Annotated in this window: 14 protein-coding genes; 9 read left to right on the plus strand and 5 right to left on the minus strand. The window is 55.5% G+C overall.

From position 1 onward, the window contains the following. The first annotated feature begins 299 nt into the window (after positions 1-299). Both RSE16_06900 and RSE16_06905 read left to right on the plus strand, forming a co-directional pair. On the plus strand, positions 300-1,313 hold the full coding sequence (locus RSE16_06900; protein ID WRH77183.1) for a hypothetical protein: 1,014 nt from the start codon (positions 300-302) through the stop codon (positions 1,311-1,313). After that, positions 1,310-1,948, plus strand: a complete 639-nt coding sequence (locus RSE16_06905) for a hypothetical protein (GenBank protein ID WRH77184.1) — start codon at positions 1,310-1,312, stop codon at positions 1,946-1,948. The genes RSE16_06900 and RSE16_06905 overlap by 4 nt, the downstream gene beginning before the upstream one ends. Before the next feature lie 50 nt (positions 1,949-1,998). Here the strand turns inward: RSE16_06905 and RSE16_06910 are convergent, their stop codons facing one another. From RSE16_06910 to RSE16_06920, 3 genes are read right to left on the minus strand one after another with little or no spacing between them, the layout of a single operon-like run. Then, the gene (locus tag RSE16_06910) at positions 1,999-2,478 is read right to left on the minus strand and encodes a YaiI/YqxD family protein (protein WRH77185.1); all 480 of its coding nucleotides are present in this window, start codon (positions 2,476-2,478) and stop codon (positions 1,999-2,001) included. 49 nt (positions 2,479-2,527) lie between these two features. Further along, positions 2,528-3,202, minus strand: coding sequence for a dienelactone hydrolase family protein (locus RSE16_06915; protein WRH77186.1), 675 nt, complete (start codon positions 3,200-3,202; stop codon positions 2,528-2,530). Between the two features lie 4 nt (positions 3,203-3,206). Further along, positions 3,207-3,359, minus strand: a complete 153-nt coding sequence (locus RSE16_06920) for a hypothetical protein (protein WRH77187.1) — start codon at positions 3,357-3,359, stop codon at positions 3,207-3,209. 154 nt (positions 3,360-3,513) lie between these two features. On the opposite strand from RSE16_06920, the gene ppsA reads away from it, so the two are divergent. Next, positions 3,514-5,937 carry a phosphoenolpyruvate synthase gene (ppsA, locus tag RSE16_06925; GenBank protein ID WRH77188.1) on the plus strand — a complete coding sequence of 808 codons (2,424 nt, stop codon included), beginning with the start codon at positions 3,514-3,516 and terminating at the stop codon, positions 5,935-5,937. A gap of 4 nt (positions 5,938-5,941) precedes the next feature. Next, positions 5,942-6,532 (plus strand): NAD(P)H-dependent oxidoreductase, encoded by a 591-nt coding sequence (locus tag RSE16_06930; GenBank protein WRH77189.1) that lies wholly within the window; start codon positions 5,942-5,944, stop codon positions 6,530-6,532. Here RSE16_06930 and RSE16_06935 read toward each other — a convergent pair. Next, positions 6,526-7,740 carry a divalent metal cation transporter gene (locus RSE16_06935; GenBank protein WRH77190.1) on the minus strand — a complete coding sequence of 405 codons (1,215 nt, stop codon included), beginning with the start codon at positions 7,738-7,740 and terminating at the stop codon, positions 6,526-6,528. The genes RSE16_06930 and RSE16_06935 overlap by 7 nt on opposite strands. A gap of 217 nt (positions 7,741-7,957) precedes the next feature. On the opposite strand from RSE16_06935, the gene RSE16_06940 reads away from it, so the two are divergent. From RSE16_06940 to RSE16_06950, 3 genes are all read left to right on the plus strand, one after another. Then, positions 7,958-8,770, plus strand: coding sequence for a universal stress protein (locus RSE16_06940; protein WRH77191.1), 813 nt, complete (start codon positions 7,958-7,960; stop codon positions 8,768-8,770). Between the two features lie 199 nt (positions 8,771-8,969). Next, the gene (locus tag RSE16_06945) at positions 8,970-10,526 is read left to right on the plus strand and encodes an MBL fold metallo-hydrolase (protein ID WRH77192.1); all 1,557 of its coding nucleotides are present in this window, start codon (positions 8,970-8,972) and stop codon (positions 10,524-10,526) included. Between the two features lie 96 nt (positions 10,527-10,622). After that, entirely contained in the window at positions 10,623-11,273 is a 651-nt protein-coding gene (locus tag RSE16_06950) for a BON domain-containing protein (GenBank protein WRH77193.1), read from the plus strand. 364 nt (positions 11,274-11,637) lie between these two features. On the opposite strand, the gene RSE16_06955 is transcribed toward RSE16_06950, so the two are convergent. Continuing rightward, complete coding sequence (locus tag RSE16_06955; GenBank protein ID WRH77194.1) at positions 11,638-12,126, minus strand: Hsp20/alpha crystallin family protein; 489 nt, start codon at positions 12,124-12,126, stop codon at positions 11,638-11,640. Positions 12,127-12,318: 192 nt separating this feature from the next. Between RSE16_06955 and RSE16_06960 the strand changes: the two genes are divergently transcribed. Beyond that, positions 12,319-13,854 carry a PAS domain S-box protein gene (locus RSE16_06960; protein WRH77195.1) on the plus strand — a complete coding sequence of 512 codons (1,536 nt, stop codon included), beginning with the start codon at positions 12,319-12,321 and terminating at the stop codon, positions 13,852-13,854. Then, entirely contained in the window at positions 13,844-14,503 is a 660-nt protein-coding gene (gene fixJ, locus RSE16_06965) for a response regulator FixJ (protein ID WRH77196.1), read from the plus strand. Before RSE16_06960 ends, fixJ begins: the two co-directional genes overlap by 11 nt. The last annotated feature ends 19 nt before the right edge of the window (positions 14,504-14,522 follow it).

A 14,522-nucleotide genomic window follows, 5' to 3' on the forward strand; every position in this document is an offset into this window, starting at 1 on the left:
GTAACCGAAGTTATACGAAAGTAAAACTTTGCGTGGACTCATTGCTGCAAGTGATGAGGCGTGCAATGCTTCAAGTCGGTGGCAGTTGAGGCCGAATATGCGCCGATGAGCAAGGTCTATGAAACGACGGGGTGCGAGTTTTAGTTGGGCGCTGGTGATCGGGAGTATGATTGACACCAGATAATGCGTCTTCCGAAATGGTGACATTAATGCGTCAGGGTTGCTGGGATGAATAATTTTAGCCGCTGTAGCTAGCGTTTCTGTGCGACAGTCGATCTAGAATATTATTGGGGGGACTTATGCCGATTACAAAGGCGTTCGCTTTTCTAATTCCGCCTGGGAAGGGTTCGGGTTCGGTTTCAGCAATTTCTAGCAAAGAAATTGCGATTGGAACCAACAAGCTGAGTGTCATGCTTTCCGATATCTTTGTTGACGATCCCGGGCCGCATGATTTTGCGATCACTTTCAATCACGCTCCGAACGGAACACAAGTCAACGAATGCCGGAATTTAGTGCTGGCATTCCAAACAGGGCCATCTGTCAAAACAGGCTTGCCGATTGCTCGGCGCCTTCAAAGCGTAACAGATAAGAGAAGTGGGACAGGGCTATTCTTTCTCATTGTCGGCAACAAAGGGATGAAGCAACGCGTGGTCATGTCTCGTTTTCCGACAGATCAAGCGATCAGGGCAGATACTAGCTCTGGTTCCCTTGACGTAGAATTCTTGGAGGAGGTGTTTATTAAACGCCTGTCATCATACAAGGCAGCGTTATTCGAGCATCCAAGTCCTGCAAGTGGCTTTTGGACAGGAACAGCGACAGACAGGCAAGCTGGCCAGTCAGGCGAGCACATCTCAGAGTACTGGCTCAAGGAATTCTTAAACGCCGATTTCTCCGAGACGCCGGAGCAAGGCACCGGTCGACTTGCGACTGCACTTAAGGATGCGCTGAAAACCAATCCTAGCGCGTCGGTCAAATCAGAAATTGCACATGCTTCGTCGCTTGCATCAGCAGTTTTTCGAGGCAAGGTAATGTCAATTGCAGACTTCTGCAAACACTTTGGATTTAGCAACGCTGCTCAGGACGCTGTCAAAGCAGCCCTTAAAAAGCCAAGTCTATTTGGCAAAAAATTCACATTTGATGCCGCTCGATTCAAAACTGTTGCGCCTTACCGAACCGTCGAAATGAATACAGGTGCGATATTGACAGCACCAAATGACCAGTTTGAAAACATTTTTCAGCAAACGTCTACTGACGGGATGGTTGAATATAAAACTAGAGGAAAAATCAGCGATCAGAGGCTTGCTAAGAAATGAGCGCTGATTACGGAATTCGCGACGAATATGCATCTCGATATCTGCTTCTGGTTGATACAGCAAGTGCACTTCAGACATACCTTAAGGAATTGACCGAAGGCTTGTTAAGAATTGATTCTATTGTCGCAAGAGCCAAGGATCCTGATCGATATTTCGTGAAGGCAAATAAATCCGACAATGAAGGTAATCAAAAGTACAAAGTACCAAAGTATGAAATCCAAGATCAAATTGGAGCGCGTATAAACGTATTTTATATCTCCGATATTAAAAAAGTAAGAGATCATATCATAAAATTCATGAGGTTTATAGAAGAGGTGCCGAAATATCCTTTGAAAGATGACGCTTTCGGATACGTGGGTCATCACTTCATATTTCAAACACCAGATGATATTATACCTGATGAACACAAAGACAGCATTCCCGAATTCTTTGAACTTCAGATAAAGACGTTGTTTCAGCATGCATGGTCAGAAACAAACCACGACATAGGATATAAGGCAATGCGCGAACTGACGTCTGATGAGCGTCGGCAGTTGGCCTTCACTGCTGCTCAGGCTTGGGGAGCAGACAAAATTTTTGAAGAGCTTTCCCAAGCATTTATTTCTAACGACAATGATCCAATTGCTTCCGAATAACAGTGATCGCTTGTTATAGGCGGACTTCAATTTTCAGTTAGATTACCCCCTCACCCCAACCTAACCAAAGCCTCATCCAGCGCCTGCAAAAATCTTGAGCGGTCCGCTTTGGCAAAGGGTGCTGGCCCTCCGGTGATGCCGTCCATTCCGGCGCGCAGGTCGGCCATGATCGCGCGGGTGGCGATGGCGCCGCCTATGGACGCGGTGGTGAAGGGCTTGCCATTATTGCCGATCACCACTGCGCCCGCCTTCAGGCACCGGTCGGCCAGCAATATGTCGGCGGTAATCACGATGCTGCGCGGGCCGGCTTGTTCCGCGATCCAATCATCCGCCGCGTCGAAACTGTCCGATACAATCGCCCTTGTGATCAGCGGATGGTCAGGAATGCGAAAGCGCGCATTGCTGACCAGCACGACGGCCACATTGCGCCGCCAGGCGACCTTGTAAATCTCCTCCTTCACCGGGCAGGCATCGGCATCGACCAATATGCGCGGTGAAGTGGGGGGTGCGGGGGCGGGGTTTTCAGTCACGGTTGGCCACCGCATTAGCAGGCTATGGCCGGCGCGCCACCCCGCGTCGCTATCTCCGCCCCGCGGCCATCGGCTGTCCATGGCGCGCAAAGCAGGTCGCGAACCAGCCGATGGCGTTTGCAACCAGTTGGTCGAGCGTGCCGGGTTCTTCGAATAAATGTCCTGCGCCGGCTATGACCTGGATCTTTTTCGGGCAGCGAAGGCGGGTGAAGGCTTGATGGTTCACATCGATTGCCGGGCCGTCGAGGCTGCCCACCAGCAATAATGTCGGCGCGCGCACCAGAGGCAAGGCGTTGAGCGCGAGATCAGGCCGACCACTTCGCGAGACAATGGCGGCTATATGCTGGTCCTTTGCCGCTGCGATCAGGGCGGCACCAACGCCGGTGCTCGCCCCGAAATAGCCAATCGGCAACTGTGCTATTTCCGGCTGTTCGCGCACCCATTGGGTCGCAGATGCGAGCCGGCTTGCGAGCAAATGGACGTCGAACATATTGGCCCGGCTTGTCTCTTCCTGCCCGGTCAATAGATCGATCAGCAAAGTTGCCATCCCGCCCCTCCGCATGGCCGCGGCGACCTGATTGTTGCGCGGGCTGAACCGTCCGCTGCCGCTGGCATACGCGAAGATGATAATTCCCGATGCAGCCGGGGGTACACCGATCAGGCCACCCAAATGGTATCGGCCAATGATGGCCTCATACGGTGCGGTATCGATACGGACTGACATGCCGTCACAATCCGAATGGATAGGTTTCGGGCGCGCCATGGGACTTTTTATGACCAAGCAGCGAGGCGGCTTGGCTCTGTTCGAACCAGACATACGCCTCGACCAGCCGGCGAGATGCGGCGCGCCGGGAACGATCGTTGAGCGTAAACATAGGCATATCCTGCTCCTTGCGATTGCGGGCTTAGTAGGCGTGCACATCGTGCGGCATCCGTTATTATGCGGAGAAAGCGCGCTTACGTAGGCTTACGGAGTTACGCCTTCGGACCTTCGGACTAGGTCATTTCCTTTACTGGCCATGCGGGAGATGCCAGATGCAGCAGCATCATTATGTCCGCTATGTCCGCTGGTTCGACGAGGTCGGCCTTGACGATCTTGCACTGGTTGGCGGCAAAAATGCTTCTCTGGGCGAACTGGTCGAAGCGATGGGCGATACGATCAAGGTCCCTGAAGGCTTTGCGATAACGATCGATGGCTATCGCGATATGGTTGATATGAACGGCCTGTGGCAGCGGATCATGGCCGTGCTCGATGACACCAATTGGCGCGATCCGAAGGTAACAGGCGCCGCATCGACAAAGCTGCGCAATATGATCAACACAGCGCCACTGCCTCAGGGCCTCGTCACCGATATTGAGATCGCGTACCAACGGCTTGAGCGCAAGTTTGGACGAGGCGTTGCGGTTGCCGTGCGCAGCAGTGCGACTGCCGAGGATTCGCCCGCCGCCTCTTTCGCCGGGGTCCATGAGAGTTTCCTCAACGTGCGAAGCGCCAAAGCATTGATGGAGGCTGTGCGTAGCTGTTTCGCCTCATTGTTCAGCGAGCGGGCAATCGCCTATCGCATCGACAATGGCTTTGCGCACCGTGCGGTGGCGTTGTCGGTTGGCGTGCAGCGGATGATCCGCGCCGACCGAGCGGCATCTGGGGTGATCTTCACACTCGATACCGAAAGCGGCAGCCGCGACGTTGTGCTGATTAGTGGCGTCTGGGGGCTGGGTGAGGCGATCGTGCAAGGCATTGCCGACCCCGACGAATTCCTTGTCCACAAGCAGACGCTGAAACGGGGCTTCGAATATGTCCTGCGTCGGCGGATCGGGGCGAAACAGGTCAAGCTGGTCTACGGGTCCCGCGCGGATGCTGGGCACACCAAATGGCAGAAGGTGCCCAAAAAGCTAAGGGTTATACAGTGCGTGACCGATGCAGAAATCCTCGATCTGGCGCGCCAGGCGGTTCAGATCGAGGAGCATTACAGCACATATTATCGCACGCCGATGCCAATGGATATCGAATGGGCGAAGGATGGCCCCAAAGGCGATCTGTACATCATCCAGGCGCGGCCCGAGACGGTGCACGCGAGCGCCGACAAAGCCATGCTCAAACTTTACCGGCTGACTGGCGATGGCCCGGTTGTTGTGTCGGGCCAAGCCGTGGGACAGGGCATCTCCGAAGGCGTTGTGCGGTTTGTTGCGTGCAAGGAGGATCTGGCTCATCTCAAAGAAGGCGATGTGCTGGTGGCAGAAACCACCGCGCCGGACTGGGAATCGGCGATGAAGCGTGCTTCCGCGATTGTCACTGAACATGGCGGGCGCACTTGCCATGCCGCAATCGTCGCGCGCGAACATGGCATTCCAGCCATTGTAGGTGCAACCGGCGCGCGCAAGCTGCTGAAACCGGGCCAAGAGGTCACTGTTTCCTGCGCCGAAGGCGAAACCGGCAAGGTGCGTGACGGCCATGTATCCTTTGCCATCGATACGGTCGATGTCGGCCATATCCGGCCTGCCAATGTCGAGATCATGGTCAATATCGGCAATCCGGATCTGGCCTTTCGAACTTCAGCTTTGCCTGTTGCGGGCGTGGGTCTTGCGCGGATCGAGTTTATCATTGCGAACGCCATCCGCGCACATCCGATGGCCCTATTATTCCCGGAACGTGTGAAAAGCGCCAAGGTGCAGCGCGCGCTTGCATCGCTGACCATGGGCTATAGCGACGGCGGGGATTATTTTGCCTCGAAACTGGCCGAGGGCATGGCTGTCATTGCCGCTGCCTTTTATCCGCGTCCGGTGATTGTTCGCACATCAGATTTCAAATCGAACGAATATGCCTCGCTCTTGGGAGGTGATGATTTCGAGATGGCCGAAGCGAACCCTATGCTCGGTTTTCGCGGGGCTGCCCGCTATTCGCACCCTGCCTACCAGCCGGCATTCGAACTCGAATGCGCCGCGATCCGCCGGGTGATTGAGGATATGGGGCTTACCAATCTGATCGTGATGATCCCCTTTTGCCGCAGCCTGCATGAAGCGAACGAGGTGCTGGGGATCATGGCGCGCTGCGGCCTCAATCGGGGCGAGAATGGCCTTAAAGTCTATGTGATGTGCGAAATCCCCAGCAACGTCATCCTGGTTGATGACTTTGCCAAACTGTTCGACGGTTTTTCGATCGGTTCAAATGATCTGACGCAGCTGACATTGGGGATCGACCGTGATGCGGAGATCTTGGCTTCAGCCTTTGATGAGGAAGATCCTGCCGTATTGCGCCTCATTGAACAGGCGATTGCTGGCGCGCATCGCGCAGGCCGCCATTGCGGCATTTGCGGGCAGGCGCCGTCCGACCGCCCCGGCTTTGCCGGTTGGCTGATAGAGCGGAAGATCGACAGCATCAGCCTAAACCCCGACAGCGTGTTGGACGTGATGCAGCGTTTGGCGAACCATGATGAAAATCCGAATGCACTCAGAAGGTGATGCCATGACCAAGAGAGAATGTAAGATCGCCATATTGGATGCGCACCCCGATCCCGATCCGGCTCGATACATGCATGCCTTGGCCGACGCCTACTGCGCTGGCGCCCGGGGTGCAGGGCATGACGTCCGCCATGTCCTGCTTGGCGATATCAACATGCCGATCCTGCACAGCCGCGAAAGCTGGTTGCATGAAGACACGCCCGAAGATGTGAAAGAGGGGCAGGAAGCCATGTTATGGGCCGACCATATCGTCTTTTTCTACCCGCTCTGGCTGGGCGACATGCCTGCTTTGCTCAAGGGATTTCTGGAACAGGCGCTACGCCCCGGCATCGCCTTGCAATATGGTGACAGCCCGATGCCGGAAAAGCTGATGAAGGGCAAATCGGCGCGGCTTGTGGTGACGATGGGAATGCCCGCCTTATTCTATCGCGCTTATTATGGCGCGCACAGTGTCCGCAGTTTCAAGCGCAACATATTGAACCTGCTTGGTATTGACGATGTCGCCTCATCGCTGATTGGCAATGTTGAGGGGAGTGAAAACCACCGCAAACGATGGCTGAAGTGGATGGAGGAATATGGCGCTGCGGGTTACTGAGAACGGATCAGAAAGAAGCCAGCCGCTACAATCCCCATAACGGCTGTCGCCAACCAGCCACCGACGGAGAGTTTGCCGGAAACACGCAATTTACCCATGACAGCGCGATTGGTGGCAATCAGCATCATCACCACCATCAGCGGTGCCGCCAATACGCCGTTGACAACAGCGGCCCAGTATAACGCCTTGATCGGATCTACACCCACATAATTGAGCGTCAGCCCCGCTATCGTGGCGACCGCAATGGTGGCGTAAAAGGCCTTGGCCTCGCGCGGCTTGCGGTCCAGCCCCTCCACCCAGCCGAAACTCTCGCTCACCGCATAGGCTGCGGATCCCGCCAATATCGGCACCGCCAGCATGCCGGTGCCGATGATCCCGATTGCGAATAGAGCAAACGCGAAATCCCCGGCGATCGGGCGCAACGCCTCGGCTGCCTGCGCCGACGATTCGACATGCGTGATGCCATGCGCGTTCAGCGTTGCAGCGGTCGCAATCACGATGAACAGTGCGGTGAGGTGTGAAAAGCCCATGCCAAGCATCGTATCGAGCCTGATCCGCCTCAATTCGCTGCCCGCCCGACGAGGCGCGACACATAACGGCTTTACATGTCGGCGATGCTGTTCCTCCACCTCTTGCCCCGCCTGCCAGAAAAACAGATATGGGCTAATGGTTGTCCCCAAGATCGCGACCAGCGCCATGGCATGTGCATTGTCGAACACGAAATTCGGGACAAGAGCACCAAAGGCCGCCTTGCCCCAGTCGACCCCGGCGACAAAGACCACGGCTACATAGGATAGCAGGGCGAGCGTGCTCCATTTGAGGACACGCGCATAACTCGTATAGCTCATGAAAATTTCCATCAGCACGCAGACAATCGCGAACAGCCCGGCATAGACCATCACCGGTCCGCCAATCAGCAATCCCAGCGCCGCGCCCATCGCTCCCAAGTCCGCACCCAAGTTGATGATATTGGCAATGAGCAGCAGGTTGACGACAATTTGTAGCAGCCAGCGCGGATAATGGCGGCGCAGGTTTTGCGCGACGCCCATGCCCGTCACCGAACCGATTTCTGCACTGATCGCCTGAATCGAAGCGAGCAGCGGATAACTGAACAGGATTGCCCAGCCCATGCCATAGCCGAACTGCGCGCCAACCTGGCTGTAGGTGGCAACACCGCTGGGATCATCGTCGGCGGCCCCGGTAACCAAGCCTGGCCCCAACTTTCGCAGGCCTAACCGGATTCGGTCGAAACGGGATCGGTCGCGTGGGCGACGATGCGGCGAATTTGCCTTTTCCATCCGCACCATCTGTCATGCCGGCCCTCGAGATCGCATCCGTATTTTCCCTGATATGGCGGTCATCAAGCGCCAGCTAGGCTGTTTGGATCAACGATTACGGTCGGTTTTTGCTTGAGGAGAAACCATCATGAAATCGATATTGCTCCACGTCCAGAGCGATGCCGGGATGGAGGCGCGATTGCAGGCAGCATTGGCGATTGCGCGGGCACATGGTGCCCATGTCAGTTGCCTGCATGTCACTCCGATCAATCTCTACATCGTATCCGATGGGGTTTATGGCGCTTATCTAGTGCCAGACTTCGCAACACGGCTGGACGCGATGGAGGCAAAGATCCGCGCCGACATCGAGGGAAGGCTGAAGAATGAGGATGTGTCCTCCGACTATCAACAGATCACCGGAGATCCTGCCCAGGAACTGATCAGCCGATCGGCCTTGGCCGATCTGATCGTGCTGGGACGCTACCATCATCATGAGACGCGCTACACTCCGCTGACGCTAATTGGTGACGTGTTGAGCAATGCACGCGTGCCGGTGCTGATCCAGCCGCAGGAAAAGGCGGTATTTGATGCGTTTGATTCTGCCATCGTCGCATGGAATGGCAGTCTGGAGGCAGCGAGTGCTTTGCGCGGTGCGCTACCGATGTTGCGCAAGGCATCGGCGGTCCATGTCGTCACCGTCGAGGAGCCGAAGGAACATGAATTGCCTTCGCTCGCTGCTTCGGAATATCTGGCGCGGCATGATATCAAGTCGGAATTGCATCCACTGACCAAATCCGAAATTCCCGTGGCTGAGGCGATTGTTTCGACAGCTCAGATCATGAAGGCCGCATATATTGTAATGGGCGGATATGGCCACAGCCGGGCGCGCGAATATCTCTTCGGCGGCGTTACGCGCGACTTGTTGAAGGAATCGCCAATCCCGCTCCTGATGGCGCATTAAGCCGCAATGTTTGCGGGTGATCCAGCCTATCGGGATTTTGCGGTCGCGCTTGTCGCCGACGTTTTGATCTGCATCCAAGCCAAATCCGACATGAACGTTCTCAACGCCGACTGGTCAAGAGGGCGGCGGTTCTTAACGCGAGCCGTGCTGCCTTGACCCATTCCGGCTCAGTTTTTGAAAAAAATGGAAGGAGGTGAAGGTGGATCAAGTGGAGATTGGATTTCACGGGGCCGCCGGAACTGTAACGGGATCATGCTTCGAAGTGCGGGGCAGAGGAAAGACGATACTTGTCGATTGCGGGATGTTTCAGGGCACGCGATCGCTGGAGGCGCTCAATCACGAACAACTGCCCATTGATTGCAAAGCGATCACTGCGGTCATCCTGACTCACGCGCATCTCGACCATTGCGGGCGACTGCCCTATCTGGTCGCCAGCGGTTGCCGCGCGCCTGTGTGGATGACCTCGGCTACTGCGGACATCATCGAGCCGCTGCTTCTGGATTCGGCCAAATTGGCTGCTGCAGAGGCCGCCCGGCGCAATCGGCGGCCCGACAGGATGGGGCTCACACCTTTTGTCCCGCTGTACACAGGTGACGATGTGACCGCATTGATGGGGCATGTCCGCGAGACTGCATTTTGCGAATGGAAGGATCTGGAAGATGGTGACGGCTTTCGACTTTGGGACGCCCGGCATATTGTCGGCTCTGCATCGGTTGAACTGAAACTTGCAGGGCAACGCATCCTGTTTTCTGGGGATATCGGCGGCGGCAGTTCCATCCATTGTGCAGATGCCGACTTGGGCGGCTATGACCAGATAGTGTGCGAGGCAACTTATGGGGATCGCACCCGTGAGCCAATGTTGCTGAGTGAACGGCGCGAACAATTGGCGGTTCATGTCGAAACGACATTGGCGCGCAACGGCAACCTTCTGATCCCTGCTTTTGCGGTCGAACGCACACAGGCTGTGCTGGAAGATCTGGCTGCACTTTTCGAAAGCCAGCGGCTGAAGAGGGTGAATGTCTTTGTCGATTCACCTTTGGCAGAACGGGTCACAAGGGCGACCTTGCGGCATCGCCATGCAGGATATGATCTGATGAAGGTGCCCAATATCCGTTTCGTCCATGATGTAGAGGAATCGAAGCAACTCAACAGCATGAGCGGCGTCATCATCATCGCCGGATCGGGGATGTGCCAGGGCGGACGAATCCGCCACCATCTGGTTCACAATCTGCCACATCCACGCGCGCGGGTGCTATTGGTTGGCTATCAGGTCACAGGCACATTGGGTTCCGTACTCCGCGATGGTGCGCGCCATGTACGCATTTCCGGGCAAGATGTTCCTGTAAGGGCCGACGTGCACAGCCTTGATGCCTACTCGGTTCATGCCGACCGTCCGGCACTGCTTGATTGGATCAAGGCACGCGGGCCGGTGTCAGGGTCGGTTTTTCTGGTTCATGGTGAGAGCCCGGCTCTTCAGGCGCTATCGGGTGCTGTTGAGGTCTCCGCCATGACGCGGGATGTGATTGTCCCTGTGTTGGGGGAACGATGGCAGGCGAATGCCGGTCACGCATCCAGGCGTAAGGTCGCCGCGCGTTCGGACGCGCATTTGCTGATTGCCCCTCGGGACTGGACGGCAAGTCTTGCCGCGCTCGAATCGAGCCTTGCCGACCGGCTGCGCGGTCTTCCGTCGGATGCTGCGCGCGAGAGGGCTTTGGCATCGCTTTCCCGGGCGCTTGATCGTGCTGAAGGTCGATAGGGGAAACACCATAAGTGTCATTCCCGATTGGCCGCTTTTCCTTAGTTCCCCACTAACTAATCCGTGCAGGGGACAAGATTTTTCAGGAGAATTGTCATGAAAACCGACAGTCAATTGCAAGACGATGTGATGGCAGAACTTGAGTGGGAACCCAGCGTCGACCATGCCAATATCGGCGTTGCCGTGAAGGACGGAATTGTTACGCTTTCAGGCTTCGTCAGCAGCTATTCAGCCAAGCTTGCCGCTGAGAATGCCGCAAAGCGGGTTAAACATGTTCGCGGTCTCGCCGAAGAAATTGAGGTGCGCTATCCCAGCGATGCGAAAACGTCCGATCCGGAAATCGCAAAGCGTATTGCCGACATGTTCGAATGGAGCGTGTCGATCCCCCAGAACAAGATCAAGATCAAAGTCGAGCATGGCTGGGTAACGTTAAGCGGCGAGGTGCCCTATCATTTCTACCGAGAGGCCGCACGCGACCTTGTTTCAAGGATCAGCGGTGTGAAAGGCATTTCCAACCTGATCGCGGTAAAGAAAGCGCTTTCGGCTTTCGATGTTCGGGATCGGATTGTGGCGGCGCTCAAGCGCTCGGCGGATATTGACGCCAGCACGATCACGGTCGTCACCGACGGCGATACCGTCAAACTCGGCGGTAAGGTACATGCCAGCTACGAACGCAAGGTGGCAGAACGGGCGGCCTGGGCGGCGCCCGGGGTTAACCGGGTTGAAGACAATATTTTAGTCATCTGACTTATGCAGCATACCCCCTAAGCGACCCGGGGGGCAGACTGGGCGGGCCTCGTTTCAATAGAAAATGAGGTCCGCCCTTTGTTTTTGCCAAACATGCATGCAGCCGGCATCACAGGTGTCTACAAACCAATGTCGGGTAAAGCCGCCAATGGCAGCTGCATTGTCAGGGCATGACTATGACACTGCCGACCAACCGTTCCGGGGCATTGACGGACAATGCCAAACGAACGTGCACAGCAGTGTAAGATTTTGCGCCGGTTACAGAAAAGCGGCAAGGTACAGGCGGCAGGTTCGCTATGGGGAGTGGGGGGGTAAGCGAAACCTGCCGCCTGTTAGGCCTGGCAGTTATTTACGTGCCAGGAATTTATGAACTGATCGGTATCTTGCGCTCGCGCTCAATTGCCGCAGCGCTTTTCGGCAGATGTACCGACAAAATGCCATCACGGGCGCTGGCCCGAATCTTGTCATGATCAATGCCTTGGGGCAGCTCGACCGCGCGTTCAAAGCGGCCATATCGGCGCTCGGAGAAGATGTAGCCTTCTTCCTTTTCCTCATGCACTTCCCGCTTCTCACCACAGAGACGTAAGATGCCGTCGGAAACTTTCAACTCGACATCCTCTGCTTTCATGCCGGGGATTTCGGCGATCAGCTCAAATTCCTTGCCCTTATCCTTGAATTCAAGTGCGGGGCCGGACAGCGCCTGAATGCGGCGCGTGAGGTTGAGACCCATCGGGCGAGACCAGAAGTCGTCCAGCAAATGGTCAAAATCTCCTCGCAGTTGGGCAAGCGGTTGCCAGAAATCATCACTGCGCTTCGCAGCGGAGCCGGACGTTACAACATCATGCTTGGTCATCGCATCCTCCAGTTGATGTAATCATTAAGAGAGTTTCTTACTGATATATGCACAGTGATAGTCTGGGTATCCGATTAAACCCTTACGCACTCCTACGTAATTGTACGCATTGTGCGATCTAACGGACTGCGTGACGACAATGGCAACATTTTACAAACAAGGGTGTCGTCAAGAGAAAAGGCGGTGAGACGCTTGAAAAGTTTTTACAAAACTTTACAATTGGGACCTGAAGATTTTCTTGATACTGTTCTTGATGCGATTCCCGATGCGGTGATCGTTATTGGCGTCGATAACAAGATTATTGCAGTAAATTCCGCAGCATTTGAAATGCTGGGTGTGACGTCACCTGCAGACCTGCCGAAAGGGGGGCTGTTGTCGCTGATCGCGCAGAACAGCGTCGTCACCTTCCAGCGCCATTTTGACCGCATTGCCGCAGGTGAGCTAAATGCTTCCCTGCAGCATTTGGCCGTCGATGTTCAGACGAAAGACGGCCTGCATCGCGCCGTTGAGTGCCAGATGACACCGCTGATGTCGCATGATGGCGTTATCGCAGGGGTGGTTTGCACGGGCCGCTATGTCACCAGTAGAGATGTCAATCTTCAGCCGCTGACCGATAACGCCGCCTTGTTGTCTGCTATCCTCGAGACGGTTCCCGATGCGATGGTGGTGATTGATGAAAATGGGCTGATCACTTCCTGCAGTGCGACTGCCGAAATGCTTTTTGGTTATTCTGCTCGGGAACTGCTCGGCAAAAATGTCCGCCTGCTGATGCCGGAACCTTATTCCAGCGCGCATGACGGTTATATCAGGCGCTACAGGGAGACGGGCGAAAAGCGGATCATCGGAAATGGCCGAACGATAGAAGGCCGGCGAAAAGACGGAAGCATCTTTCCGATTGCGCTTTCCATTGGGGAAGCGCGCACCAATTCGCATCGTGCCTTCACAGGGTTCATCCATGACCTCACCGAAAAGAATGAGGCAGAGGCCCGACTGCAGGAAGTGCAGGCGGAATTGCTTCACGCATCGCGATTGAGCGCGGCTGGCACATTGGCTTCAGCATTGGCGCATGAACTGAACCAGCCCCTTACTGCGATTGCCAATTATGTTGCCACCGGCAGTGATCTTGCCGTTCAGGCCTTGCCGGAAAATTCGGCAATAATTCAGGAAGCCTTGGGCGAAGCCGCGAAGGAAGCATTGCGTGCTGGACAGATAATTCGGCGGATGCGCGATTTTGTGTCGAAGGGTGAACTGCAAACCCAAATCCTTCCGCTCTCCAAGCTGATCAATGATGCGACGACTCTGGGCCTGATGGGGGCACGCGAAAAAGGTGTGAGTTGGTCGGTCGAAATCGAACCAGGGGTCGATCAGGTGATGGCTGATCGGGTTCAAGTCCAGCAGGTGATGGTCAATCTGATCCGCAACGCGATCGAGGCGATGGAAGGGCAGCCGACCCGGTCATTAACGATCACTGCGCGTCCCCATGGGGTTGATATGGTGGAAATCATCGTGGCGGATACCGGACATGGCATTTCTATGGAAATGCAGGATCAGCTCTTCCTGCCATTTATCAGTACCAAAGCGCGAGGCATGGGGTTGGGGCTTTCGATCTGCCGCACAATTGTCGAAGCGCATGGCGGACAAATGACAGTTGGGGCCGGAACCAACGGGGGTACGACGTTTAAATTCACGCTACCGCTTCCGCCCAAGGAGACCCTGCATGGCGACTGAAAAACTGGTCCATATCGTCGACGATGACGACGGCGTCCGTCGTTCCGCCGCTTTCATGCTCAAACATGCGGGGTATCGGGTCGAACTGCATGTTTCCGGTGTCGACTTCCTGAAACAGGCCAAATCATGCGAACGGGGATGCGTTTTGCTGGATGTTCGCATGCCGGATATGGATGGTCTGCAAATTCAGCAGGAAATGGTGAAACGCGGCATCGACATGCCGGTTATAATCCTGACGGGGCATGGCGACATTGCAGTTGCGGTTAAGGCGATGCGCGCCGGGGCAGTCAACTTCATCGAAAAGCCCTATGAGAAAGAAGATTTGCTGGGTTCAATCGAAGAGGCTTTCCATCGCCTGGAACGCACACATAATCGCGAGATGAAAGCTGATGAAGCACGCGTGCGGCTGGCCAGTCTGACGGGCCGCGAACGGGATGTGCTTGATGGTTTGGTCGCGGGTTATCCGAATAAGACCATCGCTTATGATCTCGGCATTTCGCCACGCACCGTAGAGATTTACCGTGCAAACATGATGGAAAAGCTGCGGGTACGCAGTCTGTCAGAGGCGTTGCGGATCGCCTTCATTGCTGAGCAAGCCGATGACGGGGTTTTGCAGATTTCCACTACAGCTGTTCAGACAGTGGAGTGATAATCTGATCGTCGCGTTT

Origin of the sequence: Sphingobium sp. (genome assembly GCA_035196065.1) — a bacterium.
GTDB lineage: Bacteria > Pseudomonadota > Alphaproteobacteria > Sphingomonadales > Sphingomonadaceae > Sphingorhabdus_B > Sphingorhabdus_B rara.